The sequence below is a fragment of the Pseudomonas sp. JZ114 genome, assembly GCF_051027705.1.
Taxonomy (GTDB): Bacteria; Pseudomonadota; Gammaproteobacteria; order Pseudomonadales; family Pseudomonadaceae; genus Chryseomonas; species Chryseomonas luteola.
Map to the genome: position 1 here is coordinate 98,554 of NZ_CP069256.1, position 25,058 is coordinate 123,611.

At 59.4% G+C, this 25,058-nt stretch carries 26 protein-coding genes; 9 read left to right on the plus strand and 17 right to left on the minus strand.

The window, feature by feature from the left end:
* The first annotated feature begins 23 nt into the window (after nucleotides 1-23).
* A complete protein-coding gene (locus JQR90_RS00485) occupies nucleotides 24-449 on the plus strand; it encodes a VOC family protein (RefSeq protein WP_010796434.1) in 426 nt (141 codons plus the stop codon).
* 5 nt (nucleotides 450-454) lie between these two features.
* Here the strand turns inward: JQR90_RS00485 and JQR90_RS00490 are convergent, their stop codons facing one another.
* The 6 genes from JQR90_RS00490 to JQR90_RS00515 form a co-directional block, all read right to left on the minus strand.
* Nucleotides 455-853 (minus strand): VOC family protein, encoded by a 399-nt coding sequence (locus JQR90_RS00490; RefSeq protein ID WP_010796435.1) that lies wholly within the window; start codon nucleotides 851-853, stop codon nucleotides 455-457.
* The gene (locus JQR90_RS00495; protein ID WP_010796436.1) at nucleotides 853-1,491 is read right to left on the minus strand and encodes an SCO family protein; all 639 of its coding nucleotides are present in this window, start codon (nucleotides 1,489-1,491) and stop codon (nucleotides 853-855) included. Before JQR90_RS00495 ends, JQR90_RS00490 begins: the two co-directional genes overlap by 1 nt.
* Before the next feature lie 122 nt (nucleotides 1,492-1,613).
* On the minus strand, nucleotides 1,614-2,720 hold the full coding sequence (locus JQR90_RS00500; RefSeq protein ID WP_010796437.1) for a Gfo/Idh/MocA family protein: 1,107 nt from the start codon (nucleotides 2,718-2,720) through the stop codon (nucleotides 1,614-1,616).
* A 127-nt stretch (nucleotides 2,721-2,847) separates the two neighbouring features.
* Nucleotides 2,848-4,251 carry an aminoacyl-tRNA deacylase and HDOD domain-containing protein gene (locus JQR90_RS00505; protein WP_010796438.1) on the minus strand — a complete coding sequence of 468 codons (1,404 nt, stop codon included), beginning with the start codon at nucleotides 4,249-4,251 and terminating at the stop codon, nucleotides 2,848-2,850.
* Nucleotides 4,252-4,336: 85 nt separating this feature from the next.
* A complete protein-coding gene (gene recG / locus JQR90_RS00510) occupies nucleotides 4,337-6,412 on the minus strand; it encodes an ATP-dependent DNA helicase RecG (protein ID WP_073450138.1) in 2,076 nt (691 codons plus the stop codon).
* Nucleotides 6,409-7,344 (minus strand): hydrogen peroxide-inducible genes activator, encoded by a 936-nt coding sequence (locus JQR90_RS00515; protein WP_010796440.1) that lies wholly within the window; start codon nucleotides 7,342-7,344, stop codon nucleotides 6,409-6,411. Before JQR90_RS00515 ends, recG begins: the two co-directional genes overlap by 4 nt.
* 275 nt (nucleotides 7,345-7,619) lie before the next feature.
* Here JQR90_RS00515 and JQR90_RS00520 point away from each other — a divergent pair, with 275 nt between their 5' ends.
* Entirely contained in the window at nucleotides 7,620-8,474 is an 855-nt protein-coding gene (locus JQR90_RS00520) for an NAD-dependent epimerase/dehydratase family protein (RefSeq protein WP_434140275.1), read from the plus strand.
* Nucleotides 8,475-8,513: 39 nt separating this feature from the next.
* On the opposite strand, the gene JQR90_RS00525 is transcribed toward JQR90_RS00520, so the two are convergent.
* From JQR90_RS00525 to JQR90_RS00545, 5 genes are all read right to left on the minus strand, one after another.
* The gene (locus tag JQR90_RS00525; protein WP_010796442.1) at nucleotides 8,514-8,894 is read right to left on the minus strand and encodes a RidA family protein; all 381 of its coding nucleotides are present in this window, start codon (nucleotides 8,892-8,894) and stop codon (nucleotides 8,514-8,516) included.
* 85 nt (nucleotides 8,895-8,979) lie between these two features.
* Nucleotides 8,980-11,094 (minus strand): bifunctional GTP diphosphokinase/guanosine-3',5'-bis pyrophosphate 3'-pyrophosphohydrolase, encoded by a 2,115-nt coding sequence (gene spoT, locus JQR90_RS00530; protein WP_010796443.1) that lies wholly within the window; start codon nucleotides 11,092-11,094, stop codon nucleotides 8,980-8,982.
* A gap of 50 nt (nucleotides 11,095-11,144) precedes the next feature.
* A complete protein-coding gene (gene rpoZ / locus JQR90_RS00535) occupies nucleotides 11,145-11,417 on the minus strand; it encodes a DNA-directed RNA polymerase subunit omega (protein ID WP_010796444.1) in 273 nt (90 codons plus the stop codon).
* A gap of 86 nt (nucleotides 11,418-11,503) precedes the next feature.
* Nucleotides 11,504-12,133: a guanylate kinase gene (gmk, locus tag JQR90_RS00540; RefSeq protein ID WP_010796445.1), complete on the minus strand. Its 630-nt coding sequence runs from the start codon at nucleotides 12,131-12,133 to the stop codon at nucleotides 11,504-11,506.
* A gap of 10 nt (nucleotides 12,134-12,143) precedes the next feature.
* Nucleotides 12,144-13,007 (minus strand): YicC/YloC family endoribonuclease, encoded by an 864-nt coding sequence (locus JQR90_RS00545; RefSeq protein ID WP_010796446.1) that lies wholly within the window; start codon nucleotides 13,005-13,007, stop codon nucleotides 12,144-12,146.
* A gap of 189 nt (nucleotides 13,008-13,196) precedes the next feature.
* Between JQR90_RS00545 and rph the strand changes: the two genes are divergently transcribed.
* Both rph and JQR90_RS00555 read left to right on the plus strand, forming a co-directional pair.
* Entirely contained in the window at nucleotides 13,197-13,916 is a 720-nt protein-coding gene (rph, locus tag JQR90_RS00550) for a ribonuclease PH (RefSeq protein ID WP_010796447.1), read from the plus strand.
* Nucleotides 13,917-13,930: 14 nt separating this feature from the next.
* Nucleotides 13,931-14,293, plus strand: a complete 363-nt coding sequence (locus tag JQR90_RS00555) for a DUF4870 domain-containing protein (RefSeq protein ID WP_010796448.1) — start codon at nucleotides 13,931-13,933, stop codon at nucleotides 14,291-14,293.
* A 57-nt stretch (nucleotides 14,294-14,350) separates the two neighbouring features.
* On the opposite strand, the gene JQR90_RS00560 is transcribed toward JQR90_RS00555, so the two are convergent.
* Nucleotides 14,351-15,130 carry an exodeoxyribonuclease III gene (locus tag JQR90_RS00560; RefSeq protein ID WP_037029885.1) on the minus strand — a complete coding sequence of 260 codons (780 nt, stop codon included), beginning with the start codon at nucleotides 15,128-15,130 and terminating at the stop codon, nucleotides 14,351-14,353.
* Nucleotides 15,131-15,212: 82 nt separating this feature from the next.
* Here JQR90_RS00560 and pyrE point away from each other — a divergent pair, with 82 nt between their 5' ends.
* Together pyrE and JQR90_RS00570 are read left to right on the plus strand one after the other, a co-directional pair.
* Nucleotides 15,213-15,854, plus strand: coding sequence for an orotate phosphoribosyltransferase (gene pyrE / locus JQR90_RS00565; RefSeq protein ID WP_010796450.1), 642 nt, complete (start codon nucleotides 15,213-15,215; stop codon nucleotides 15,852-15,854).
* 24 nt (nucleotides 15,855-15,878) lie between these two features.
* The gene (locus tag JQR90_RS00570; protein WP_371106364.1) at nucleotides 15,879-16,478 is read left to right on the plus strand and encodes a DUF4124 domain-containing protein; all 600 of its coding nucleotides are present in this window, start codon (nucleotides 15,879-15,881) and stop codon (nucleotides 16,476-16,478) included.
* A 41-nt stretch (nucleotides 16,479-16,519) separates the two neighbouring features.
* On the opposite strand, the gene argB is transcribed toward JQR90_RS00570, so the two are convergent.
* The 4 genes from argB to coaBC form a co-directional block, all read right to left on the minus strand.
* Nucleotides 16,520-17,422 carry an acetylglutamate kinase gene (gene argB / locus JQR90_RS00575; protein WP_010796452.1) on the minus strand — a complete coding sequence of 301 codons (903 nt, stop codon included), beginning with the start codon at nucleotides 17,420-17,422 and terminating at the stop codon, nucleotides 16,520-16,522.
* A 65-nt stretch (nucleotides 17,423-17,487) separates the two neighbouring features.
* A complete protein-coding gene (gene algC, locus JQR90_RS00580; protein ID WP_196122108.1) occupies nucleotides 17,488-18,882 on the minus strand; it encodes a phosphomannomutase/phosphoglucomutase in 1,395 nt (464 codons plus the stop codon).
* Between the two features lie 1,193 nt (nucleotides 18,883-20,075).
* Nucleotides 20,076-20,531, minus strand: a complete 456-nt coding sequence (gene dut, locus JQR90_RS00585; protein ID WP_010796454.1) for a dUTP diphosphatase — start codon at nucleotides 20,529-20,531, stop codon at nucleotides 20,076-20,078.
* Nucleotides 20,524-21,744: a bifunctional phosphopantothenoylcysteine decarboxylase/phosphopantothenate--cysteine ligase CoaBC gene (gene coaBC / locus JQR90_RS00590; protein WP_010796455.1), complete on the minus strand. Its 1,221-nt coding sequence runs from the start codon at nucleotides 21,742-21,744 to the stop codon at nucleotides 20,524-20,526. The genes dut and coaBC overlap by 8 nt, the downstream gene beginning before the upstream one ends.
* 176 nt (nucleotides 21,745-21,920) lie before the next feature.
* Between coaBC and radC the strand changes: the two genes are divergently transcribed.
* A complete protein-coding gene (gene radC, locus JQR90_RS00595) occupies nucleotides 21,921-22,595 on the plus strand; it encodes a RadC family protein (protein WP_010796456.1) in 675 nt (224 codons plus the stop codon).
* A 50-nt stretch (nucleotides 22,596-22,645) separates the two neighbouring features.
* Here the strand turns inward: radC and JQR90_RS00600 are convergent, their stop codons facing one another.
* Nucleotides 22,646-24,223, minus strand: coding sequence for an ABC transporter substrate-binding protein (locus JQR90_RS00600; protein ID WP_010796457.1), 1,578 nt, complete (start codon nucleotides 24,221-24,223; stop codon nucleotides 22,646-22,648).
* A 350-nt stretch (nucleotides 24,224-24,573) separates the two neighbouring features.
* On the opposite strand from JQR90_RS00600, the gene rpmB reads away from it, so the two are divergent.
* Both rpmB and rpmG read left to right on the plus strand, forming a co-directional pair.
* Nucleotides 24,574-24,810: a 50S ribosomal protein L28 gene (gene rpmB / locus JQR90_RS00605; protein WP_010796458.1), complete on the plus strand. Its 237-nt coding sequence runs from the start codon at nucleotides 24,574-24,576 to the stop codon at nucleotides 24,808-24,810.
* A gap of 11 nt (nucleotides 24,811-24,821) precedes the next feature.
* Nucleotides 24,822-24,977 carry a 50S ribosomal protein L33 gene (gene rpmG, locus JQR90_RS00610; RefSeq protein WP_010796459.1) on the plus strand — a complete coding sequence of 52 codons (156 nt, stop codon included), beginning with the start codon at nucleotides 24,822-24,824 and terminating at the stop codon, nucleotides 24,975-24,977.
* Nucleotides 24,978-25,058 lie beyond the last annotated feature (81 nt).

Here is a 25,058-nt window from a genome sequence, read left to right on the forward strand (position 1 = left end):
TGCCCAATCTGATGAGATTTCTCATGGCGCTCTCCCCTTTCCACCTGGCTATTCCTGTGTACGACCTGGCGGCCGCCCGGCATTTTTATGGTGACGTTTTTGGCTGCCCTGAAGGTCGCAGCAGCGAGCAATGGGTCGATTTCGACTTTTTTGGCCATCAGTTGGTGATTCACGAGCACCCGCCTACCGCTGCGCAGGAACATGCCCATACCAATCCGGTGGATGGCCATGATGTGCCTGTGCCGCACTTTGGTGTCGTATTGAGATGGGAGGAATGGGAAGCGTTGGCGGATCGCCTGAAGGCACGTGAAACAGCGTTTGTTATCGAGCCCTACGTGCGCTTCAAGGGACAAGTAGGTGAACAGGCCACCATGTTCCTGCTGGACCCATGCGGTAACGCGCTGGAGTTCAAGGCGTTCAAGGACATCGGTCAACTATTCGCCAAGTGAGGCTATTAGCCGTCGCTATAGGGTTCGCCATAAAAGCGCAGCAGGCAGAAGCCATGGCCAAAAGGATCACGAAGCACGGCCATGTCTCGAAATGCCGAACGCCGGACGTCACCCTCCAATGTAGCCCCGGCGGCTAACACCCTTGCCAGGGCAGCATCAAGATTATCGACTACAACGTCGAGATGTACAGGTGTCCAGTGCTGGCCGTACTGGCGCACCTGTCCTGCGGTTTCGCTACCCGCTGGCTTTTGTAGCAGATAGATCGGAACATCTGCCCCGGCTAGCTCAACGACTTGTCCATCATAGAGCTTACGCTGCACCGTCAGATCCAGCGCCTGCGTATAAAACTGGATGCCGCGCTCCAGGTCGTCGACATCCAGATTGATCAGCAAGCGTATAGTCATTAGCGCTTGGCTTCCATCAGACGTGGCAATTGCTGGGCCAACAGATCCAGCTGCATGGGCTGGCGTACATAACCGACAGCACGGCCGTTCGGGTCGATCAGAACCAGATTGGCGCCATGGTCCACGGTGTAGCTCTGCTGGGTGGTATCGGCCGGAATGAAGGGAATCCCGACGGTATTGGCCAGCGTCTGGGTGTCGGCCATGTCACCTGCCAGGGCTTTGAAGCCTGGGTTGAAAAACTCTACGTATTGTTTCAGCCGCTCCGGTGTATCCCGGGCAGGATCGACGGTTACAAACGTTACGCCCAGCGCATTGCGATCCTTTTCAGGCAGTTTGGTGAACAGCTGCTTGAGTTGCGCCAGGGTCGCCGGACAGACGTCCGGGCAGAAGGTATAGCCGAAGAACATCAATCGCCACTGCCCTTTCAGCGAGTCGAGCGTAATCGCTTCCTTGTCCTGATTCGTAAAGTTGAGTGCAGGAAGTGCCTTGCCTTGAGGCAGCATGACGATGCCCGCGTCCATCAGCTCGGCAGGTGTTGGCGCCGCATCGGTTCGATAGGCACGGTAGCCGAGGGCTGCCACCGCAATCACGGCAAGAAAGATGGCAAGAATAAGAACGAGACGGCGAGCATTGGTCATGACGGACAACCTTGAGCAACGGAATGTGCATCAGGGTACTGGATGTAGGCCCGCCTCGCACCGTCAGCAGGCCGGATTGACCCGCGAAGCGTTTCAAGACGCTTCGCGAGCCTGTAACAGCATCAGGTGGTAGGTTCGGTGGTATTGATGTAGTCCGGCACCTTGGCGAGCGGCAGTGTACGCACCTGCGCCTGAGTAGGACCCTGGCGGGGCGGCAATGGCTCCAGCGTCTGGGTCTGTCCGGTTTCCAGCGCCCGCTCGATGGCAGCCAACACCCGAATGTCCCGCCAGCCTTCATCGCCGTCCATTTCAGGTGCCCGATCATTCAGGATGCAGTCGGAAAAATACTCGGTCTCGCCACCAAACTGGTCGACAACAGGATGTTTATGTTCCTGCGTTTCACCCTCGATGGTCGCACGATAGGTGATAGCTACACCTTCACCAAAACCGAAACAGGGCGACGCCTCGATTTCGCCTTTCGAGCCGACTACCTGGAAGCGCTCGGTATTGGGTGCACTGTAGCTGACGGTAAACTGCGCCAGGCGCTCCTGAGGGAAGCGCAGGGTGACGGACACTGCGTCATAGGTCGTGATGTCACGCCCGGGTGTATTGACCCCCACGGCATGCACTTCGATCGGCTCGTCACCAAACAGGTTGCGAACGGCATTGAGTGGATATGGCCCCATGTCCGGAACTGGCCCTGCCCAGTAACCATTCAGGGCGCGATGATTCTGAGGGTCTAAAGGCTGGGCGAACGTGGAGGTGAAGATACGCGGGTCGCCAATGTCGCCGTTGCGAATGCGCTCGACCATCTCGACCGTCCCCGGCTCGCAGTGCAGCCTGTAAGCGATCATGAGCTTGGCACCCGACTTCTTGGACGCCTCGATAATGGCCTTGCAGTCTTCCTCGCTGGTGGCCATGGGCTTTTCCAGCAGCACGTGGATACCTGCCTCAAGTGCCGGTACGGCAAATTCGCGGTGGCGGAAGTTGGGTGTAGCCAGGTAAATGGCGTCGATCTCACCGGAGGACAGCAGTGCCGGAAAGTCCTCGTAGCGATAGCTCTTGAGGTTGTACCGTTTGGCCAGTTCGTCGGCCTTGACCGGATCGCCTGTCACCAACGCTGTCATGACCGAATTGCTGGTCTGGCCGACACCCGGCATGAACGCACCCTGGGAAATCCAGCCACCCGCGACAACCGCATAACGGATCTTGCCCTCTGCACTTGGCATGTTGCTTGTCCTCCATTCGATGGGCAGGCGAAAAGCCTGACCCTTATTTCTGTCGGCAAGCAAGCGAGGGGTGAAGTTCCTCAGGCTGGACGACTGTTCATGAAGAAAGCCGTCTAGCCTGCAGTTTTTACTGAGGCAGTTGAGACGCCAGTTCGCGCAGGGCCGCTTCGGCACCCATGATGCGGCTCAGGCATTCCTGCGCCTTTTCAGGAGTCAGCCCCAGGCGCTCATACAGCTCAGGCGGAATGGGACGTGCCGGGCCGCTGCCAATGCCTTCAGCGCGCAGCAGTTGCACGGCCATGAAGGTCAGGTTGGCATAGATGGCGTTGGGCCCGTCATAGGCCGGATAGGCCTGGAAGCGAAGCGCGGCTACCAGTTCTTCCGGCATTTCCCAGTTACGCATCAGCCAGGCGCCGATCTGCTCACGGGTGATGCCGATCAGGTGGCGCTCAATCAGGCTGCTGTCCAGATGCGGGTTGGCTTCCACGTGACGGCAGATCAGTGAGAAATGCGGCGGGAATACATGAGCCAGCACCAGATAGCCAAAGTTATGTAACAGTCCGCACAGGTAGGCAATGCCCATCTCAGGACGAACCTTGCGTGGCATGGCGCGTGCCAGCCCTTCGATGACGGCGGCGGTAAAGATGGACTGCTTCCAGTACGGCGTTGCGCTTTGCGGCTTGTCCTTGGGCAACGTGATCGTCTTGCCGAGTGTCAGGCCCAACGCCAGGTTGATGACTAGGTCGAAACCCAGAACCCGGACGATTGCATCTTCCACGGAGCGAATCTTGCCGGGTGCCGCGTAATACGGAGAAGACGCCCAGCTGATAACCTGAGCGGCTAGCGCCGGGTCGGTTTCCACCACGCCGGCCAGATCATCGACCGTCGCTTCGGGATTGACGCGCAGCTTGATGATTTTCTCGGCTGTCTTGGACAGCGGCGGAATTTCCAGCGTCTCATCGAGGCGCTGCTTGATACGGCGCGCCGTGAAATGCGTGACGGCGCGGGTGATTTCCGCATCGTCCGCTTCCGGGCGCGTCTGATTGGGTTGAATGTCCAGCAACGGCTCGCCGAAACGGCCCGGGTTGGCCTCGGCCAGCAAGCGACGGAAATCATCCACAGAGACTTCCAGCAAGACATCTTCCTCGCCAGACTCCAACAGCAGGTTGGGCTCCTTGAGCAGGCGTTCGTCATACAGGCAGGGCGAACTACTCAACGTAGGCAGGCCCGGCAGCACCTTGAGTTCGTGCTTGTGCAGCGCCTGGGACAGCCGTTCAGGCTTCATGACGGTCAGCGTGCGGCCGGTTAATTCCGACAGACGGTTAAGGTCGAGCAGCTGGTTCTGCGGAAACAGAACCATCAGAACCCCAGTCGAGTCATCCAGCAGGACGGCCTGTACGCGTTGGGCATTGGAAGAGAGGCCCATCGTGGAATTCACTTCACGATAGGACACCCCCAGCTTATCCAGCATCTCCTTGATGGGCGCTGGTGCATGAGGGGTTGGCTCGGAGGTGTGGGCTACGTCAGTCATGGTATTTCCGCTAGGCCAGATGTAGCCAGTATAACTACCTCGCGCCGCACTGGAATGCCTCTGACCAAAGGTCACAAACTTTTATTTAGACCTGGCCGTATTGCTGACCATGGCGTAGCCAACGTTCCAACAGTGGACTGACATGGGCGGGCCATTTTGCCAGCAGTTCCTGAGCGGCATCCCGTACCGCCGGGAGCAGATCGGCATCGCGCATCAGATCGGCGACCTTGAATTGCAGGAGACCGGTTTGCCGGGTACCCAGCATTTCACCCGGGCCACGCAATTCCAGATCCCGTTCGGCAATCACGAAGCCGTCGTTCGTCTCCCGCATGATCGCCAGCCGCTCACGGCCAATATGCGACAGCGGAGGATGGAACAGCAGCACACAGTGGCTGACCGCACTGCCCCGCCCTACCCGGCCGCGCAACTGGTGCAACTGGGCAAGGCCCAGCCGCTCGGGGTTCTCGATGATCATGAGGCTCGCGTTGGGTACGTCCACGCCAACCTCGATCACTGTGGTGGCTACCAGCAGCTGCAACTCGCCCGCCTTGAACTGCGCCATGATCTCGGCCTTCTCAGCGGGCTTCATCCGGCCGTGGATCAAGCCGACCCGCAGCTCGCCCAGGGCCAGCGACAATTCCTCGAAGGTGGTTTCCGCGGCCTGACAGGTCAGCTCCTCAGACTCTTCAATCAGCGTACACACCCAATAGGCCTGTCGGCCTTCCAGGCAGGCGGCGCGCACACGCTCCACGACTTCTTCGCGACGGGTATCGGTAATGGTGACGGTATTGACCGGCGTACGGCCTGGGGGCAATTCGTCCAGCACCGAGGTATCCAGATCCGCATAGGCGCTCATGGCTAGTGTGCGCGGAATGGGCGTTGCGGTCATGATGAGCTGATGGGGGCTCAGGCGCCCTTCTACACCCTTCTGCCTCAAGGCCAGCCGCTGTTGAACACCGAAGCGGTGCTGCTCATCAATGATGACAAGGGCCAGCCGTGCAAAGTGGACTTCACTTTGAAAAAGAGCATGCGTGCCGACAACCATGGGCGTTCCGGCCGCAATGCGCTCCAGTGACGCGGTGCGCGCCTTGCCCTTGAGCTTGCCAGCCAGCCAGGCAACCTCCAGCCCCAGAGGCTCGAACCAACGTTGAAAATTCAGGTAGTGCTGCTCGGCTAGGATTTCTGTCGGTGCCATCAGGGCGACCTGATACCCAGCCTCAATGGCCTGCAGTGCAGCCATGGCCGCGACCACGGTCTTGCCTGCCCCTACGTCACCCTGTACCAGACGCAGCATGGGCTCATGCTGGGCCAGATCATGGGCAATTTCTGCACCGACCCGCTGCTGGGCGCCGGTAGGCTTGAAGCCCAGGTTGGCCAGGTATTGTTTGGGTAGTTTTTTAGCAGGTGGCAATGGCGGTGCCTGCTGCGCGCGCATGGTTTCACGCAGGCGTTGCAGGGAGAGCTGATGGGTCAACAGCTCCTCGAAAACCAGCCGGCGCTGTGCCCAATGATGACCTATTGCCAGCTCCTCAACATCGGCGTCCGGCGGCGGGCGGTGGAGATAGCGCAGGGCCTCGGCCAGAGGGCCAAGCTTGTACTGTTTTGCCATTTCCGGCGGCAGCCAGTCTGGCAGGCTATGCGGCCCCAGTCGCTCCAGTGCCTGTTCGGTCAACTGTCGCAGACGCAGCTGGGTCAGCCCTTCGGTGGTCGGATAGATCGGCGTCAGTGTCTGTTCGACAGGCGCTGGCGCGTCATCCTTCAGGGCCCGGTATTCCGGATGATAGATTTCAAGCCCCGATGCACCGGGCCTTACTTCACCGTAGCAGCGCAGGTGCGTGCCACGCTTCATGCCATCCTTCTGGGCCTGGCTGAAATGAAAGAAGCGCAGGCTCAATGTGCCACTGCCGTCCTGCAGGCGAACCAGTAGGCTGCGTCGGCGACCCATGATGACATCAGCGGTGGCTACGACGCCTTCTACAACAGCGTCCTGCCCAGGGCGCAAGGCCCCGATCGGGACGACTCGGGTACGGTCCTGGTAGCGCAAAGGCAGATGAAACAGGACATCCTGCAGATTCTCGAGCCCTACCCTGGCCAACTTCTCTGCCATGGCCGCGCCGATGCCTTTCAGCGCGGTAACCGGGATAGCAGACAGTTCGGTCATGCCGGTTGTACGACTCCTGCCGCTTCAGGTCGGGCCACGGAGCACAGGCGTACCGAGTCGGCCAGCACCTCGATGGCGCGTGGACGCGGGAAGCTGGCTCGCCAGGCAATGGCGACCGTACGATAAGGCACCGGCGCGGTGAACGGGCGAACCTCGATCACGCCCGGCGCATAATGATGGCTTTCCACTGCCGAGAACGGCAGAACAGACACGCCTAGCCCGGAGGCCACCATGTGGCGGATGGTTTCCAGCGACGAGGACTCGACCTGGGTATGCTTGGCTTCGTCCCCATGCTTGCGCACCGTCGGACAGGCCTCAAGCACCTGATCGCGGAAGCAGTGCCCTTCACCCAGCAGCAACAGGCTCTTGTCGCTGAGCTGGGCATTATCGATCGACTTGAGCTCCGTCCATGGGTGGCGTGCGGGCATCATGACGTAGAAGGGCTCGTCATAGAGCGCCTTGGTCAGAACGTCCGGCTCGCTGAACGGCAACGCGATGATGATGGCGTCGAGTTCACCGGTGCGCAACTTGTCCCGCAGGACGTGCGTGAAATTCTCTTCGATATACAGCGGCATTTCCGGCGCCACACGGTTCAGCTGGGGAACCAGGTGGGGAAACAGATAAGGGCCAATCGTATAGATGGCGCCGATCTTCAGCGGAGCGCTGAGCTGGTTCTTGCCCGCCTGGGCCAGCTCGCGAATACCCTGGGCCTGTTCCAGCACCTTCTGGGCCTGGGCCACAATGCTTTCACCCGTGGGTGTCAGGCGAACCGCACTCTTGCTGCGTTCAAAGATCAGGATGCCCAATTCGTCCTCAAGCTTTTTCACCCCGACCGACAGAGTCGGCTGGCTGACATGGCAACGTTCGGCGGCACGGCCGAAATGCTGCTCCTGGGCAAGAGTCACGATATAGCGCAGTTCAGTGAGGGTCATGATTGAATCAATCCTTAGAGCCTTTCCATACACAGCGGCGCACGAGGCTCGGCGAGGTGTCAGGCAAGGCGCCATTCCGAAATGACGGCGACGCTTGAAGGTCGTCCGTTCCGAGTCGTTCGCCAGACGGGTCAGCTAATGACCAATTAACAAATACTATCACTTGCAAGCATAACGGCTGCTCTTTTTTGAACCAAGCTGTGTTGCAAGGCTTGAGGCTTAAAACGTGACTGGGCAAGCTACTCCATTCGATCGCTATTGATGCAGGTATTCCTATGTCCGTCTCCCCTCGTGTTCTGATTGCCGGCTGTGGCGACGTTGGCAGCCGCCTGGGTATACGCCTGCAGGCAGCTGGCTGGACGGTGCATGGGCTGCGCCGCTCGGTGGAGCAACTGCCCAAGGCTATTCTACCGGTCGCAGGCGACCTGACCGCCGCGGAGGCGCCAGCGCAATGGCCAACCGAGCCGCTGGATTATGTCGTATACGCCGCTGCGGCGACGCAGCACGATGAGGTCGGTTACCGCACTGCCTACATCGAGGGCCTTCAGCATGTGCTGGCGTGGCTTGAACAGCACCAGCAAACGCCGCGTCGGCTGGTCTTTATTTCCAGCTCTGGCGTATACGGGCAGAAAAACGGCGAGTGGGTGGACGAGACCTCAGCGACCGAGCCCGAAGGTTATTCCGGAAAGATCCTGCTGGAGGCCGAGCAGGTGGCACAGGCAAGCGGCCTGCCTGCTACAGCTGTACGCTTGAGCGGTATTTATGGCCCTGGCCGCGAATGGCTACTCAATCAGGTTCGCCAGGGGTATCGCGTCGCCAGTGAGCCACCGCTGTATGGCAACCGTATTCACGTTGACGATGCTGCCGCGCTGCTCGCTCATCTGTTGAGCGCGGATCAACAGGGCGTTGCGCTGGAGTCTGTTTACCTGGGGGTGGATGATGAGCCCGCTCCGCTCCACGATGTCGTCATGTGGTTGCGTGAGCAACTGGGCGTTACCCATTGGGCGGAGGAATCTGCCGTACGCCGGGCCGGTAGCAAGCGCTGCCGCAATACGCGCGCCCGTGAATTAGGATGGACGCCGCAATACCCCAACTTTCGCGAAGGCTATTCCGCTATCCTGAATGCCTAGGACAAGCAGGCGCAGCCGTGGGGCTGCGCCCTGTCGTGCTTATTCCAGAACCAGGATACCGTCCATTTCAACCTGGGCACCCTTGGGCAGCGCTGCTACGCCAATGGCGGCACGCGCCGGATAGGGCTGCTGGAAGTAACGACCCATGATCTCGTTCACCTTGGCAAAGTGGCTGAGGTCAGTCAGGAAGATGTTCAGCTTGGCGATATCAGCCAGCGAACCGCCCGCGGCTTCCGCAACGGCTTTCAGGTTCTCGAATACCTGTACGGTCTGCGCCTCGAAGCCTTCTACCAGCTCCATGGTCTTGGGATCCAGCGGGATCTGCCCGGACAGGTAAACCGTATTCCCGACCTTGATCGCCTGGGAGTAGGTGCCGATGGCGGCCGGTGCATTCTCGGTATGGATCACGGTCTTGCTCATGGAGTCGCTCCTTTATCCAGATGACAAAAAGCCTGTCGATAGAACCGACAGGCTAGCAGGCATCAGGGACAGGTGGAAAGGCTCGTTAACTGCGAACGCGTGTGATGCTGGCGACGCCGGAAAGCGTACGCAGTTTTCGAATGACCCGAGCCAGGTGTACACGGTCATGCACGCTGACCACCAGCTGAACCACGCTGATGCGGCCGTCGCGCTCGTTCATGCTGATCTTTTCAACGTTGGCATCTACTGCCGTTACGCTGGTCGCCAGCATGGCGATCAGGCCGCGCTGATGCTCCAGTTGAACGCGTAGCTCCACATTGAATTCGCCAACCACATCCTTTGCCCAGGTGAGCGGGATGCATTTCTCGGGATTCTGACGAATCTCGGCGATGTTCTTGCAGGTGTCCAGGTGGACGACCATGCCCTTGCCCGCCGACAGGTGCCCAACGATCGGGTCGCCTGGAATCGGCGTACAGCACTTGGCATAGCTGAGGACCAGCCCTTCGGTACCCCGAATCGCGAGCGGGCCTTCGGTCTGCGCCTTATCTTCCTGGCTTTCGGCATCGGCCGATACCAGGCGACGGGCGACCACGTAGGCCATCTGGTTGCCCAGGCCGATCTCTTCCAGCAGGTCTTCGAGTACCACTACCTTGTATTCCGCCAAGACCGGCAGGATACGCGGCAGGGAAATCCTGGAGAGCTGGGTATTGAAGTTGGCCAGCGCCTTGTTGAGCAGACGCTCGCCCAGGCTGATCGATTCGGATCGGCGCTGCTGCTTGAGTGCATGGCGGATATTCGTCCGCGCTTTGCCGGTCACGACAAAATTCAGCCAGGCCGGATTAGGCCGTGTGCCAGGTGCAGTAATGATCTCTACCGTCTCGCCACTGTTGAGCGGCTGTGACAGCGGTGCCAGACGGCGGTTGATGCGGCAGGCAATGCAGCTGTTGCCCACATCGGTGTGTACCGCATAAGCAAAGTCGACCGGCGTGGAGCCCTTGGGCAGCTCCATGATCCGGCCTTTTGGCGTGAAGACGTAGACCTCGTCCGGGAACAGGTCGATCTTCACGTTCTCGATGAATTCAAGGGAGTTGCCGGCGCGCTGCTGGAGTTCAAGGATGCCCTTTACCCACTGGCGAGCACGGGCGTGGGAGCCCTTTGGCTCCTCTTCACCTGACTTGTAGAGCCAGTGCGCTGCAATGCCGTTGTTAGCCATGTCTTCCATTTCGCGGGTGCGAATCTGGATTTCAATCGGTACGCCATGCATGCCGAACAGGGTCGTATGCAGGGATTGGTACCCGTTGGCCTTGGGAATGGCGATGTAATCCTTGAAGCGGCCCGGAATCGGCTTGTACAGGCTGTGCACCGCGCCCAGGACGCGGTAGCAGGTGTCGACCTTGTCGACGATAAGGCGGAAGGCATAGACGTCCATGATTTCATTGAACGACTTACGCTTGCCCCGCATCTTCTGGTAGATGCTGTAGAGGTGCTTTTCGCGACCGATCACCTCGCCCGGAAGCCCTTCACGCTGCAGACAGCTGGTCAGCGACTCCTGGATCTTGCTGACGATCTCGCGGCGATTGCCCCGGGCGGCCTTGACTGCACGCCGGATACGCTCGGCGCGCATGGGATGCATGGCCCGAAAACCCAGATCCTCGAACTCGGCATACATATTGTGCATGCCCAGCCGGTTGGCGATCGGCGCGTAGATTTCCAGGGTTTCCTTGGCGATGCGACGGCTCTTGTCCGGCGGCATGGCATCAAGGGTACGCATGTTGTGCAGCCGGTCGGCCAGCTTGACCAGAATGACGCGAATGTCACGCGCCATGGCCATGGCCATTTTCTGAAAGTTTTCCGCCTGGGCTTCGGCTTTGGTCTCGAATTGCATCTGGGTCAGTTTGCTGACCCCGTCCACCAGCTCGGCCACGGTTTCGCCGAACTGCGCCGTGAGCGCCTCTTTGGCAATGCCGGTATCCTCGATGACGTCGTGCAGCATGGCGGCCATCAGGCTCTGATGGTCCATGTGCATATCGGCCAGGATATTGGCGACCGCAAGCGGGTGGGTCACGTAGGGCTCACCGCTGCGGCGGCGCTGCCCATCGTGAGCTTGCTCGGCGTAGTAATAGGCGCGGCGGACCAGGTTGACCTGATCAGGGCCCAAATAGGACGCGAGCCGTTCGGAGAACGTGTCTATGGCTGGCATAGATGGCTTATCTCCTGCCGGCCCACGTAACGGCTCGTCGGTCCGGCATCTTACAGCGCCTCGCTATCGGCCTCGTTGTTTTCTTCGAAAGCAGCGAACAGCGGCTCTTCTTCAACGATATCTTCCTGACGAACCACTTCGTCATCGACCAGGCCTTCAGCGATTTCACGCAGGGCCACTACGGTCGGCTTGTCATTATCCCACGGTACTTTGGGCTCTTTGCCGCCGGTTGCGAGCTGACGCGAGCGCTTGGTGGCGAGCATGACCAGTTCGAAACGGTTATCGACGTTATCCAGGCAGTCTTCAACGGTGACGCGGGCCATGGTGTTCCTCGGTGGTAATGTGATCCCGAAGCGGGAGGACTGTGTAGTCTAAAAAATCGGCAGTGCTAAGGGAAGTGCCGTTTGGCTCATGACCGCTGGATCAGGAGCTTTTCGAGCAATTCGTTGTGTCGGCGTTGCTGGCGGTCCAGACGCAGTTGCCTGGCTCGGAAGACGGACTTTAGATCTTCCAGTGCCGAGGCGAAGTCATCATTGATGATCAGGTAGTCATATTCGACATAGTGGCTCATCTCGCTGACCGCTTCGTGCATGCGTCGCTCGATCACCTCATGGCTATCCTGCCCGCGGTTGTTCAGTCGCTGGCGCAGGGCTTCCTGGCTGGGCGGCAGGATAAAGATGGACTGAGCATGAGGCATCTTGCGACGCACCTGTTGGGCACCCTGCCAATCGATCTCGAGGATCAGGTCGTGACCTTCGGCGAGGGTCTGCTCCAGCTGGCGCTGGGACGTGCCGTAATAATTGCCGAACACTTCGGCGTGCTCCAGGAAATCGCCATGCTCCAGCAGGCCCTGGAAGGTCGAGACATCCACGAAGTGATAGTTGACCCCATCAACCTCGCCCGGGCGCATGGCGCGTGTGGTGTGGGAGACGGATACACGGACTTCAGGCAGGGCATCGAGCAGGGCCTTGACCAGGCTGGTCTTGCCTGCACCCGAAGGCGCCGAAACGATGTAAAGGGTGCCAGGGAGGGCTGTCATAGTGAATGGCCTATTCGATGTTCTGCACTTGTTCGCGCATTTGTTCTATCAATACTTTGAGGTTGACCGCCGCCTGGGTGGAGCGCGGGTCAAAGGCTTTTGAGCCTAGGGTGTTGGCTTCGCGGTTGAGTTCCTGCATGAGGAAGTCCAGGCGACGGCCGGCGGCGCCTCCAGCCTTGAGCACACGGCTCACCTCGCCTACGTGCGTCGTCAGACGGTCCAGCTCTTCTGCCACGTCGCTTTTCTGGGCCAGCATGACCAGCTCCTGTTCGAGCCGCTGTGGATCGGCCTCAAGGCTTAGCTCGGCAAAGCGGTCGAGAATCTTCTGGCGCTGGGCGGCGAGCATCTCGGGAATCAGCTCACGAAGCGCGGCCACTTCGACCAGAATGGCCTGCAGGCGCTCCTCGATCAGGCGGGCCAGCTCCGCTCCCTCACGGTTGCGGCCGGCCTTGAGTTCATCCAGTGCGGCTGCAAACAGGGCTTTTGCCTCGGCATTCAGGGCCTGTGGGTCGGCGCTCTGGGAAATCAGTACACCCGGCCAGCTCAGGACGGTCATCGGATCGATCAGGGCGGGCTGTTGGATCATCGACGCCAGGCGTTCGGCTGCTGCAATCAGCTGACCGGCGCGCTGTTCATCAATCTGTAGGCTGGGTGCGGCATTCTCTTCGCTGAAACGCAGGGTGCATTCCACCTTGCCACGTGACAGGCCCTGGCGCAGTGCCTCGCGGACACTGCCTTCAAGGTCACGAAACGCTTCAGGCAAACGCAGGTGCGGCTCCAGATAGCGATGATTGACCGAGCGCAACTCCCAGCTCAGCGTACCGTACACACCCGCGCGTTCAACGCGGGCGAAGGCCGTCATGCTATGCACCATGGAATGTCCTCGCTTAAGCAGTGCGGGAATACCCGGCAACGATCACGGAAGCGTTTTCGCTGCAGAGCGGTCCGCAAAAAAGAGGTAAGTCTACCCCAGCCTGACGGTGGGCCCAACGTAGTGATGTCGCATGATCCTCTATGGGGCCTATAATGACGACCAGTTTTCTCCTGCAACAGGTATCCCTACATGAATCGTCCGAGTGGTCGCGCTGCCGACCAGTTACGCGAGATCCGCATCACCCGTCACTACACCAAGCATGCCGAAGGTTCGGTTCTGGTGGAGTTCGGTGACACCAAAGTGATCTGCACGGTCAGCGTCGAGGCCGGAGTGCCACGCTTCCTGAAGGGCAAGGGTCAAGGTTGGCTGACGGCCGAATACGGCATGCTGCCACGTGCGACCGGCGAACGTACCCAGCGTGAAGCCTCCCGTGGCAAGCAGGGTGGCCGTACCCTGGAAATCCAGCGCCTGATCGGCCGCTCGCTGCGTGCGGCGGTAGATCTGACCAAGCTGGGCGAGAACACCCTGTACATCGACTGCGACGTGATCCAGGCCGATGGCGGTACCCGTACGGCCTCTGTGACCGGAGCCTGTGTGGCGCTGGTCGATGCGCTGGCGGCGCTCAAGAAGCGTAGCGGGCTCAAGGGCAACCCGCTCAAGCAGATGGTTGCAGCCGTCTCTGTGGGTATCTACCAGGGCGCACCGGTGCTGGATCTGGACTATCTTGAAGATTCCACTGCCGAGACCGATCTAAACGTGATCATGACCGATGCTGGCGGCTTCATCGAAGTCCAGGGCACGGCGGAAGGTGCACCCTTCCAACCTGAAGAGTTCAACGCCATGCTGGCGCTGGCTCAGAAAGGCATCAAGGATCTGTTCGAGATACAAAAGGCCGCCTTGGCCGAATGACCTGACGAGGGCGTATGAACGAACTACAGCAAGTCCCCAGTGCAGATGCACGCCGTTGGGCCATGCTCTGCCATTATTCGGCGTTTCTGTGGTTCGTGGCGCCCATGATCGGCAATGTCATCGGACCGCTCGTCGTGTGGCAGTTCAAGCGGGAAGCTGATCCATTCATTGATGATCAGGGCAAGGAAGCACTCAACTTCCAGCTCACCATCACGGTGGCCACCCTGCTCTGCTGGCTGCTCGCCTGGGTACTGATCGGTTTTCCTCTGATGGTTCTCGTAGGCGTGTGGGCCTTTGTGCTGACCGTTATCGCGGGCCTCAAGGCCAACAAGGGCCGCCCTTACCGGTATCCCTTCTGCTGGCGACCGGTGGACTGAGCGTCAGACAATAAAAAACCGGCCCTGGGCCGGTTTTTTATTTATTACCAACAACTCTCAGATGCTGAGCGCCCAATCGTAATCGATCATCAGCGGAGCATGCTGTGAGAAGCGCGGCTGCCGAGGCAGGCGTGCCGAACGCACGAAACGGCGCAGACCCGGTGTCAGGATCTGATAGTCGAAGCGCCAGCCAAGGTTCAGGTGCTCGGCCTGCTCACTGTCCGGCCACCAGCTGAACTGGTCGCCATCACGGCTGATCTCGCGCAGGGCATCCACATAGCCCATATTGCCGATCACTTCGTCCATCCAGGCCCGCTCAGGTGCCAGGAAGCCCGGCATCTGCTGGCATTCGCGCCAGTTTTTCACATCGATCTTCTGATGTGCGACGTAGAGCGAACCGCAATAGATGTACTCGCGGCGCTTGCGGCGCTGCTTGTTCAGGTAATTGGTGAAGTCGTCCATGAACTTGAACTTGTGGTTCAGTTCATCATCACCGCCCATGCCGGAAGGCAAAAGCAGTGTGGCAATACTCACCTTGTCAAAATCAGCTTGCAGGTAGCGTCCGTAACGATCTGCAGTCTCAAAACCCAGGCCGCTGATGACCGCTTTGGGCTGGAGCTTGCTATACAGCGCAACACCGCCCTGGCTGGGTACCTCGGCGTCGCAGGCATAGAGGAAGTAGCCATCCAGTTGGTAGGCAGGATCTTCCAGATCGAAGGCGGAGGCGCGGGTGTCCTGCAAGCAGATCACGTCGGCATTCTGGCCTTGAAGCCAATTGAGCAACCCTCGCTCAACGGCAGCCTGAATACCATTCACGTTCATACTAATGATCCGCATAAATGGCCCCCAAAAAATCGTGGATGTATGATACCCGAGCTCAAACGCTTTAGCTAAATTCATGCCGCCCGGGATTTTCGTAATGCAGGCGTATCAACGCAATTTCATTCGTTTTGCTATCGAGCGCGGAGTTCTGCGCTTCGGTGAATTCACATTGAAGTCCGGACGTGTTAGTCCGTATTTCTTCAATGCCGGTTTGTTCAACAGCGGAAACGCCTTGGCTCAGCTAGGACGTTTCTACGCCGCTGCGGTCACAGACTCAGGCCTTAATTTCGACGTATTGTTCGGTCCGGCCTATAAAGGGATTCCGCTGGCTGCCTCTACAGCCGTTGCGCTGGCCGAAGAACATGGTCGTGACCTGCCTTGGTGCTTCAACCGAAAAGAGGCCAAGGATCACGGTGAAGGCGGCATGTTGGTGGGGGCTCCGCTGGCGGGTCGCGTCCTGATTATCGACGATGTCATCACGGCCGGTACTGCAATCCGCGAGGTCATGCAGATCATTCAGGCACAAGGTGCCACGCCTGCTGGCGTATTGATTGCATTGAATCGCCAGGAGCGTGGTAAAGGCGAGCTGTCGGCCATTCAAGAGGTCGAGCGGGACTTTGGAATGCCGGTCGTCAGTATCGTGGCCCTGGATCAGGTACTGGAGTATCTGGCCGGTGACACTGAGCTGAAGCAGCATCTGCCGGCTGTTGAAGCCTACCGCGCGAATTACGGTATCTGAACTGACGCATGAGGCGAGATGGCGGTGGCGAGAAGAAAAAAGGCGGTGCTTGGGAGCGCCCTGATTTTACTGACAAGTAGTGTTCTGGCTGCTGAGTCCACCCCCATCCAGCTGTATCGCTATGTGGATCGCAACGGTGTGACCGTGATCGATCGGCAGGGCGTGCCGGCCGAATATGCAGGCAAGGGATACGATATTCTCAACGAGCAGGGGCGCGTCATGAAGGTCGTGCCCCCTGCCCCGCCTGCTGAAGAAATTCTCCGACGGGCGGCAGCCAAACAGCAGGCCCAGGCGGACGCAAATCTCCTCAGGCTGTACAGCAGTGTGGCGGATGTCGATCGCGCCAAGGTGCGTAAACTGAACGAGCTGGACGGCTTGGCGGCCGTCAAGCGCGGGAATCTTCAGGCGCTCAACCAGCAGCGCGACACGCTCATGAGCCAGGCGGCCAGTTATCAGCGTGGTGGTCAGGCTGTGCCGGACGATCTGCTTCAGCGGATCGAGGCGCTCAAGGGGGAAGAGCATCGCCTGCAGAGCGAGCTGGACCGGTATATCAAGGATCGCCAGACGGCAGAGGCCAACTTCAATGCGGATCGCGCCCGGATCGTACAGCTTCTGGATGAGTAAGCGATTCCACTGAAAACGGGGCCTGAGCCCCGTTTTTAGGCTTACAGCTGCTGATTGGTAATCAATGTGCCCACACCGATATCGGTGAAGATCTCCAGCAGTACAGCATTAGGGACGCGGCCATCAATAATGTGGGCGCTTTGTACCCCACCCTGCACCGCTTCCAGAGCACAGCGAATCTTGGGCAGCATGCCCCCGTAAATGGTGCCGTCGGCAATCAGGCCGTTTACCTGCTCAGTGGTCAATCCGGTCAGAACCTGCCCTTCTTTGTCCATCAAACCGGCGATATTTGTGAGAAGCATCAACTTTTCAGCCTTGAGGGCTTCGGCTACCTTCCCTGCCACCAGGTCCGCGTTGATGTTGTAGGACTCCCCGTTTGCGCCCACACCAATGGGTGCAATGACGGGAATGAAATCGCCTGATACCAGCATGTTCAAAAGTTCGGTGTTTACACCGCTGACCTCTCCGACCTGACCGATATCGATGATTTCCGGCTTGGTCATTTCCGGTGTCTGACGGCTGACAGTGAGCTTGGTCGCTCGAATCAGGTTGGCATCTTTGCCGGTCAGGCCAATGGCACGACCGCCATGACGGTTGATCAGGTTGACGATGTCCTTGTTCACCTGACCGCCCAGCACCATTTCCACGACGTCCATGGTCTGACTGTCGGTGACGCGCATGCCGTCGATGAAATTACTTTCGATGCTCAGGCGCTTGAGCAGATCACCGATCTGGGGGCCGCCACCATGCACCACGACCGGGTTGATCCCCACGGCCTTCATCAACACGATGTCTCGGGCGAAGCCGGCCTTGAGCTCATCGCTTTCCATGGCGTTGCCGCCGTACTTGATTACCAGCGTCTTGCCGACGAAACGGCGAATATAGGGCAGCGCTTCGGAAAGCACTTGGGCGACATGCGAGGCATCATCGCGGCTCAGGGTCATGGCGTACTCCTCAGGTCGATAAAAATAAAGGGCGCCTGGGCGCCCTTTATTCTGCGGTTCGAATGTTAGAACGGCAGGTTCAGGTCAGGCTGAACGGCAAGCAGCTGCTTGCGGAAGACATCCTTGATACGGTCCAGCTCTTCTTGGGTTTCAGCCTCGAAGCGCAGCACCAGTACCGGCGTGGTGTTGGACGCACGGACCAGACCCCAGCCTTCTTGATAGTCGACACGCACGCCGTCCAGTGTGGTGATCTGTGCGTCACCCCACTTGGCATCGCGCTGCAGGGCATCGATGATGCCGAACTTGCCTTCTTCGGTCACCTGGATATTGATCTCGGGTGTAGAGATATCCACCGGGAAGGTATCAAATACTTGCTGGGCGGTGCCCTTCTCCTGGCTCAGGATCTCGAGCAGACGCACGGCGCTGTAGATGCCATCGTCAAAGCCATACCAGCGCTCTTTGAAGAACACATGACCGCTCATCTCGCCCGCCAGCAGCGCGCCGGTTTCCTTCATCTTCTTCTTGATGAGGGAGTGACCGGTCTTCCACATGATCGGACGACCGCCGTAGCCGGCGATGAGGTTGTTCAGGCGGCGGGTGCACTTGACGTCAAAGATGATATCGGCGCCCGGGTTGCGGGATACCACATCCTTGGCGAACAGCATCAGCAGCTGGTCTGGATAGATAATGTTGCCTTCGTTGGTCACGACGCCTACGCGGTCGCCGTCGCCATCAAAGGCCAGACCCAGGTCGGCGCCGGTTTCCTTGACCTTGGCGATCAGGTCTTCCAGGTTCTCGGGCTTGCCCGGATCCGGATGGTGATTCGGGAAGTTGCCGTCAACGTCGCAGAACAGCGGAATAACCGTGCAGCCCAGGGCTTCGATCAGCTGGGGTGCAACCACACCGGCCACACCGTTGCCGCAGTCGACCACGACTTTCAGCTTCTTGGCCAGGACGATGTCGTTCTTGATCTGGTCGAAATAGCGATCCAGTACGTTGATCTTTTCAACGGTACCCTGACCGGTTGCAACGTCGCCGGTCTCGATGCGCTCGCGTAGGCGCTGAATGCTTTCGTTGGCCAGGGTCTCGCCGGCGATCACGATTTTGAAACCGTTGTAATCCGGCGGATTGTGGCTACCTGTGAGCATCACACCGGACTTGCCAGCCAGAACGTTGGCTGCGTAGTACAGAACGGGTGTGGGCACCATGCCGATGTCGCTGACGGTTGCGCCGGTATCAGCGATCCCCTTGATCAGCTGCTCGACCAGTTCCGGGCCGGACAAGCGGCCATCACGGCCTACGGCCACGTTGGGCTCGTTACGGGCCAGACTTTCGGAGCCGATGGCGCGACCGATCCAGTACGCGGTTTCCGGCGTCAGGGAGTCGCCCACTACGCCACGGATGTCGTAGGCGCGGAAAATGCTGGTATTGAGTTTCGGGGCTTGAACGGTGTTGCTCATTAGGGGTTTCTCCAATCCCAGGAGATCCTGGTCTTCGTCGAGGATATCGATATCAAGTATGTCGTCACTGCTTGGAAACATCGGGTCTGTATACGACGCGCTGCCTTGCTTGGCCAATGCCGTTACGGTCGCCTCTACAGGCGCCGTGACCGAAGCGGCTGCTTCGGTGGATTTCGGCGGTGGCCCGACCAGTGCCTGTGTCAGGGGTTCGAGTTGTGAGAACCGCAAAACAGGCCGTTGGGCCACAAGACCGCTAACAAGTTCCTGATGAAAACGGGAGAGACTGCACACATCGTCAACGAGACGCCGTTGCAGGTGCCTGCGCAGCAGCAAAAGCCCGGCCCCGGCCCCGGCCAGCGACAGGATGAGCGCCGCTGGCAACGTCCATAACGGCCAGCCAGCACTGAACGAGGTGGCCGGTATTACTTCCAGCGTCCAGAGAGGGTTATTGGTCTTGAAGGTATGCGTATCGGCAGTGACCGGTATGCCGCCCTCTGCCAACCGTTGAGGCGCAGCCTGGTTGAAGCGCTGGGTCAGCTGCCAGTGGCCCGCCTCGATGGGCATGCCTGTCAGGCCGCTTAGCAGGACGCGCAGGTCCTGTACCAGCAGGACGGTGCCAACGACCCGGCTGTCGCTTGCAGTAACGGGGGCTGCGGTATAGACCAGCCATTTCTGGCCGACCCGGTAGGCTTCTGATCCGGCAGGCTGCCCTGAGCTGACACGACGTGCCAGATCCAGAGCGGCGAAGTTCAAGGGCCCCGGCCTTGTCTCGTTGGGCTGGCTGCTGTTCTGACGAACCAGATGGGCATCGATCAGGCCGCCGTGCTGAAGAATCTGCTCAGCTGATGAGCGCAAGTCCTCGTTGGACTGGGTCAGTGCCTGGACCACCATGGGCTCGGCAGCAGTCATGCGGGCGCGATTTTCCAGCTGGCTCAGCGCCTGGCTCACAGCGGCGGCCTGCCCTTGTCCCCAGGCCTGGGTCAATTGTGTCTGGGAGTCCCGCTGCAGCGGCTCGATGGCGAGACCCCACAGCAGGCCCAGTCCCAGGAGGGAGCCCGCCAGGGCAGGTAGAAGACTGGGTAGCAGAGAGACGTTCTTGTTCTTTTCTTGAGCGGGGCCTTTGGGCGTGGCCTTGCGCTTGGTGTTTTTCAATGCAGCACCTCGTTTCTGTCCCTGGGAGGCAGGCTCGGCGGTCAGCGGGTACCGGAGTGTCCGAAACCACCTGCGCCTCGCTCGGTTTGCTCGAACTCGTCCACCAGTTTGAAATGCGCCTGAACGACCGGTACCAGCATGAGCTGGGCGATGCGTTCACCCACAGTAATGGTGAAAGTGGTTTGACCACGGTTCCAGCATGAGACCATCAGTTCGCCCTGATAGTCCGAGTCGATCAGACCAACCAGATTGCCCAGCACGATGCCGTGCTTATGGCCCAGGCCCGAGCGCGGCAGAACAAGAGCCGCCAGGCCCGGATCGGCAATGTAGATGGACAGGCCGGTTGGAATCAGAACCGTCTGGCCCGGCTCCAGGGTTATGTCGTCCTTGAGCATGGCGCGCAGATCGAGCCCGGCAGAGCCGGACGTTGCGTAGGCTGGCAACGGAAAATCAGTACCGAGGCGGGGATCGAGAATCTTGGCTTGAAGGCTATGCATGAGTCTGTGTTTGTCTGAGTCGGTTGGCGATAAAGTCGATCAGCTGGCGGGCGATCTTGCCCTTGCTGGTCTGGGCGAAGCGGGTTTCGTGCAGGTCGCGGTCAATGACGCTGACGGCATTGTCTTCGCTGTTGAAGCCAATGGCCGGGTTGGCTACGTCGTTGGCGACGATGAGGTCGAGATTCTTGTCCACCAGCTTGCGCGAGGCGTAGTCGAGCAGGTGCTCCGTCTCGGCGGCAAAACCTACGCTGAACGGCCGATCCGGGCGGCGCGCCAGGGTGGCCAGGATATCTGGGTTGCGCACCATCTGAAGCAGCATGCCCTCGCCGCTGGCGGGATCTTTCTTGAGCTTGTGTGGCGCGACGACTTCTGGGCGAAAGTCAGCCACGGCGGCTGCGGCGATCAACACATCACATGGCATGGCCGCCTCACAGGCGGCCAGCATGTCGCGGGCACTGACGACATCCACACGGCTGACGCGATCAGGCGTCGGCAGGTGGACGGGGCCCGTCACCAGGGTGACGCGAGCCCCTGCTTCCACGGCCGCCTCGGCCAGGGCAAAGCCCATTTTCCCAGAGCTGTGATTGGTGATGTAGCGCACCGGGTCGATGTTTTCCTGCGTGGGGCCTGCAGTGATCAGCATGTGCTGACCCGTCAGGCTCTGCCGGGCGAAACAGTCAGCGGCAAGTTGCGCCAGATCATCCGGTTCGAGCATGCGACCCATGCCCACATCTCCGCAGGCCTGGCTGCCTGAGGCGGGGCCGAAGAGCTTGAAGCCACGGCTTTTCAGCAGTTCGGTGTTGGCCAGGGTCGCCGGGTCCCGCCACATGGCCTGGTTCATGGCTGGAGCCAGCGCCACGGGTGCATCGGTCGCCAGCACGACCGTGGTCAGCAGGTCATTGGCGATGCCCTGGCTCAGGCGGGCCATCAGGTCGGCTGTAGCCGGCGCGATCAGGACGAGGTCCGCCCAGCGGGCCAGCTCGATATGTCCCATCGCCGCTTCGGCTGCCGGATCGAGCAGATCAAGATGCACCGGGTGGCCCGATAGGGCCTGAAGGGTCAGGGGAGTGATGAATTCACGGCCGCCCTGAGTCATGACGACCCGGACTTCCGCGCCACAGGTGCGCAAGCGACGCACCAGCTCGGCACTCTTGTATGCGGCGATTCCGCCGCCGACGCCAAGCACGATGCGTTTACGATAAAGCCGTTGCATGAGCCTGCCTTATGTTGAGCCTGACTGGCCCGGAGGCCGGTTACAGGAGCTTTTTATGACGGATATCGCGTCTGTACGAACGGCGGTCGATAAGCCGTTCGCCAGGCAAAAAGTGCGGCTAAGATAGCACAGCGCCCGCCATGGAGTAGCGGGCCGATATCGACAAGGAGCGTTCGATGAGTATTCGCGACTGGCCCGCCAACGAGCGGCCCCGTGAGAAGTTGCTGGAGCAGGGCGCGGCTGCCCTGACCGATGCCGAGCTGCTGGCTATCTTTCTGCGTACCGGTGTGACCGGAAAGAGCGCGGTAGACCTGGCGCGCCACCTGTTGCAGGAATTCGGCAGCCTGCGGGCGCTTCTGGAGGCTGATCTGCCCTCGTTCAGCGCGCATTTGGGACTGGGGCCGGCCAAGTTCACCCAGCTGCAGGCCGTTCTGGAAATGGGCCGCCGCCACTTGGCAGAGCGTCTGCGGCGTGATTCCGCGCTGGAGAGTCCGCAAGCCGTCAAGGACTACCTGAAGGCCCGCCTGCGTCATGAGCCCCATGAGATCTTCGGCTGCCTGTTCCTGGACGCCAAACACCGTGTTCTGGCGTTCGAAGCGCTGTTTCACGGCACCATCGATGGCGCTAGCGTCTACCCACGACAAGTCGTCAAGCGCGCCCTGGCCCATAACGCGGCAGCCCTGATCCTCACCCATAACCACCCTTCCGGCATCGCGGAACCCAGCCAGTCGGATCGCATTCTCACCCAGCGGCTCAAGGAAGCGCTTTCGCTGATCGATGTGCGGGTGCTCGATCACTTCATCGTGGGCGAAGGCGAGCCGTTGTCCATGGCTGAATATGGTTGGCTGTAAAAGTATTGAGGCGACAGGCTATTGCATGACGCAAGCCTGCCGCCCTCGCCTCATCGTCTGACGCTGGCCTTGGAGAAGTCCTGGCGACCGAAGGGGTTGGCCTGATAACCCTCAACACCCTGACGGGTCAGAACCGAGACGGTGGGATGAGCCAGCGGTAGCCATAGGGCCTGATCGTGAATGATCTGCTGAGCCGTGTGATAACGCTTGGTGCGTTCCGCCTGATTGGATACTGCCTTGCCCTCGCGTATGGCCGTGTCGAGCGTCTGATCGCAATAACGGGCGAAGTTAAGGCCGGATTTGACCGAAGCACAGGAGAACTGCGGTGTCAGGTAGTTATCCGGGTCGCCGTTATCGCCTGCCCAACCCATGAACAGGAGGTCGTGCTCGCCATTCTTGGCGCGGCGGATCAGCTCACCCCATTCAATCACGCGGATGTCTGCTTTGACGCCAATCTTGGCCAGGTCCGCCTGCAGCATCTGGGCGCCCAGGCTGGGATTGGGGTTCAACAGGCTGCCGCTGGGGCGCGTCCAGATGGTGGTACTGAAACCCTCTTTCTGCCCTGCATCGGCCAGTAGCGCCTTGGCTTTTTCCGGATCGTAGGCATACGGCGTGATGTCCTTGGCATAGCCCCAGGTAGTGGGGGGGTAGATACCGTCAGCCGGGGTTGCGCTGTTTTCAAATACAGCCTTCACATAGTTTTTCTTGTCGAACGCCAGGTTGATGGCCTGCCGGACCTTGGGATTATCAAGGGGAGCATGCTGGGTATTGATTCCTACGAAGGCAGTCATGAATGCTGGCGTCTGGACAACCTTCAGGGTCGAATCCTTCTGAGCATCGGTGACATCCTGTGGTTTGGGGGAAAGTGCAACCTGGCACTCGCCACGCTTGAGACGCTGCATGCGCACAGCGGCATCGGGCGTGATGGCATAGATCAGGTTATCGACCTTGGGCTTGCCGCCAAAATAATTGGCATTGGCCTCGTAACGGATGGCTGCATCTTTTTGAAAGCGGTTAAACACAAACGGGCCGGTGCCGATGGGCTCGCTGTTGAGCTGTTCGGGCTTGCCTGCCTTGAGCAGCTGATCGGCGTACTCGGCGGAATAGATCGAGGCGAACCCCATACTCAACGTGGGCAGGAATGTCGCATCCGGACGGTTCAGGACGATACGCACCTGATGGTCGCCAACCTTTTCCACTGACTTGATCAGGTCAGGCCACTGCATGGATTGCGCATGAGGATAGCCACCCTTGGCGACCCCATGCCAGGGATGCTTGGGGTCGAGCATGCGCTCGAAGCTGAACACCACATCGTCTGCATTGAGGTCCCGACTGGGCTTGAAGTAGTCGGTCTGGTGAAATTTCACATCCGGGCGCAGCGTGAAATCATAGGTTAGACCGTCCTGGGAGACCTGCCACCGCTCGGCAAGGCTCGGGACCAGCTCTCCACGCGTCGGATCGAACTCCACCAGTCGGTTCATTAACACATCTGCTGAAGCATTCGTCGTGGTCAGCGAGTTATACTGCACCACATCAAAGCCGTCAGGGCTTGCTTCGGTACAGACGCTCAATGTGGCGGCCTGGGCCAGCAGCGGCGCGAACAGCAGTGGCAAAGCGGCAAAGCGCATGGGGTGCTCCTTCTGAAGAGGTAGGTGGTCGTCCATGGAGCTCATGGTGCCAAGGGTCTACGCTAGACCACTGCACCGTTCATCTCAATTCAATTTCACGACGAATGGTCGAATTGTTTTGGGAAGCCCCTCTGCAGCGCAGTATCCATGCGGGTCTCACCTGGTCGGCCCAATAGGTTATGTCCTTGATACATCAAGGCTCTTCTGGTATAAAACAGCGCTCTTTTTTCGGGGCATGGCTCTGTGAGTGTTGCAGAAAAGCCGACACCGCCCCGACTAAACGGAATTTTCAAACGATTCAAGCGGCCAACCCATGCCGGGTTTGGCATGTGGTTTATGAGGGCTGAGGCATGTCTAGAGTCTGTCAAGTGACCGGTAAGGGTCCGGTTACTGGGAACAATGTTTCCCACGCTAACAACAAAACCCGTCGTCGTTTCCTGCCGAATCTGCACTACCATCGTTTCTGGGTTGAGTCCGAGAAGCGTTTCGTGCGTCTGCGCGTTTCTGCCAAGGGCATGCGTATCATCGACAAGCGCGGTATTGATACCGTACTGTCCGAGCTGCGCACTCGCGGCGAAAAATTCTAAGGAGCTTCATCATGCGTGAATTGATCCGTTTGGTGTCCAGTGCCGGTACCGGTCACTTCTACACCACCGACAAGAACAAGCGCACCAAGCCCGAAAAGATCGAAATCAAAAAGTTCGATCCGGTTGTGCGTAAGCACGTGATGTACAAGGAAGCCAAGATCAAGTAATTGATCCTGTCTTTCGTGACCGCTTCGGCGGAATCACGGCACACAAAAAACCCAGCCTAACCGCTGGGTTTTTTGCTTTTT

Bases quoted from the DNA above. Each gene is read 5' to 3' on its own strand.
- JQR90_RS00490 (WP_010796435.1), bottom strand. From the start codon at position 853: ATGACTATACGCTTGCTGATCAATCTGGATGTCGACGACCTGGAGCGC.
- algC (WP_196122108.1), bottom strand. From the start codon at position 18,882: ATGAGCAACACCGTTCAAGCCCCGAAACTCAATACCAGCATTTTCCGC.
- JQR90_RS00600 (WP_010796457.1), bottom strand. From the start codon at position 24,223: ATGCGCTTTGCCGCTTTGCCACTGCTGTTCGCGCCGCTGCTGGCCCAG.
- pyrE (WP_010796450.1), top strand. From the start codon at position 15,213: ATGCAGGCGTATCAACGCAATTTCATTCGTTTTGCTATCGAGCGCGGA.
- argB (WP_010796452.1), bottom strand. From the start codon at position 17,422: ATGACCCTGAGCCGCGATGATGCCTCGCATGTCGCCCAAGTGCTTTCC.
- JQR90_RS00520 (WP_434140275.1), top strand. From the start codon at position 7,620: ATGTCCGTCTCCCCTCGTGTTCTGATTGCCGGCTGTGGCGACGTTGGC.
- JQR90_RS00545 (WP_010796446.1), bottom strand. From the start codon at position 13,007: ATGGTGCATAGCATGACGGCCTTCGCCCGCGTTGAACGCGCGGGTGTG.
- JQR90_RS00505 (WP_010796438.1), bottom strand. From the start codon at position 4,251: ATGACTGACGTAGCCCACACCTCCGAGCCAACCCCTCATGCACCAGCG.
- recG (WP_073450138.1), bottom strand. From the start codon at position 6,412: ATGACCGAACTGTCTGCTATCCCGGTTACCGCGCTGAAAGGCATCGGC.
- JQR90_RS00555 (WP_010796448.1), top strand. From the start codon at position 13,931: ATGAACGAACTACAGCAAGTCCCCAGTGCAGATGCACGCCGTTGGGCC.
- rpmB (WP_010796458.1), top strand. From the start codon at position 24,574: ATGTCTAGAGTCTGTCAAGTGACCGGTAAGGGTCCGGTTACTGGGAAC.
- JQR90_RS00515 (WP_010796440.1), bottom strand. From the start codon at position 7,344: ATGACCCTCACTGAACTGCGCTATATCGTGACTCTTGCCCAGGAGCAG.
- dut (WP_010796454.1), bottom strand. From the start codon at position 20,531: ATGCATAGCCTTCAAGCCAAGATTCTCGATCCCCGCCTCGGTACTGAT.
- rph (WP_010796447.1), top strand. From the start codon at position 13,197: ATGAATCGTCCGAGTGGTCGCGCTGCCGACCAGTTACGCGAGATCCGC.
- gmk (WP_010796445.1), bottom strand. From the start codon at position 12,133: ATGACAGCCCTCCCTGGCACCCTTTACATCGTTTCGGCGCCTTCGGGT.
- rpoZ (WP_010796444.1), bottom strand. From the start codon at position 11,417: ATGGCCCGCGTCACCGTTGAAGACTGCCTGGATAACGTCGATAACCGT.
- JQR90_RS00495 (WP_010796436.1), bottom strand. From the start codon at position 1,491: ATGACCAATGCTCGCCGTCTCGTTCTTATTCTTGCCATCTTTCTTGCC.
- JQR90_RS00560 (WP_037029885.1), bottom strand. From the start codon at position 15,130: ATGCGGATCATTAGTATGAACGTGAATGGTATTCAGGCTGCCGTTGAG.
- radC (WP_010796456.1), top strand. From the start codon at position 21,921: ATGAGTATTCGCGACTGGCCCGCCAACGAGCGGCCCCGTGAGAAGTTG.
- spoT (WP_010796443.1), bottom strand. From the start codon at position 11,094: ATGCCAGCCATAGACACGTTCTCCGAACGGCTCGCGTCCTATTTGGGC.
- JQR90_RS00485 (WP_010796434.1), top strand. From the start codon at position 24: ATGGCGCTCTCCCCTTTCCACCTGGCTATTCCTGTGTACGACCTGGCG.
- coaBC (WP_010796455.1), bottom strand. From the start codon at position 21,744: ATGCAACGGCTTTATCGTAAACGCATCGTGCTTGGCGTCGGCGGCGGA.
- JQR90_RS00525 (WP_010796442.1), bottom strand. From the start codon at position 8,894: ATGAGCAAGACCGTGATCCATACCGAGAATGCACCGGCCGCCATCGGC.
- rpmG (WP_010796459.1), top strand. From the start codon at position 24,822: ATGCGTGAATTGATCCGTTTGGTGTCCAGTGCCGGTACCGGTCACTTC.
- JQR90_RS00500 (WP_010796437.1), bottom strand. From the start codon at position 2,720: ATGCCAAGTGCAGAGGGCAAGATCCGTTATGCGGTTGTCGCGGGTGGC.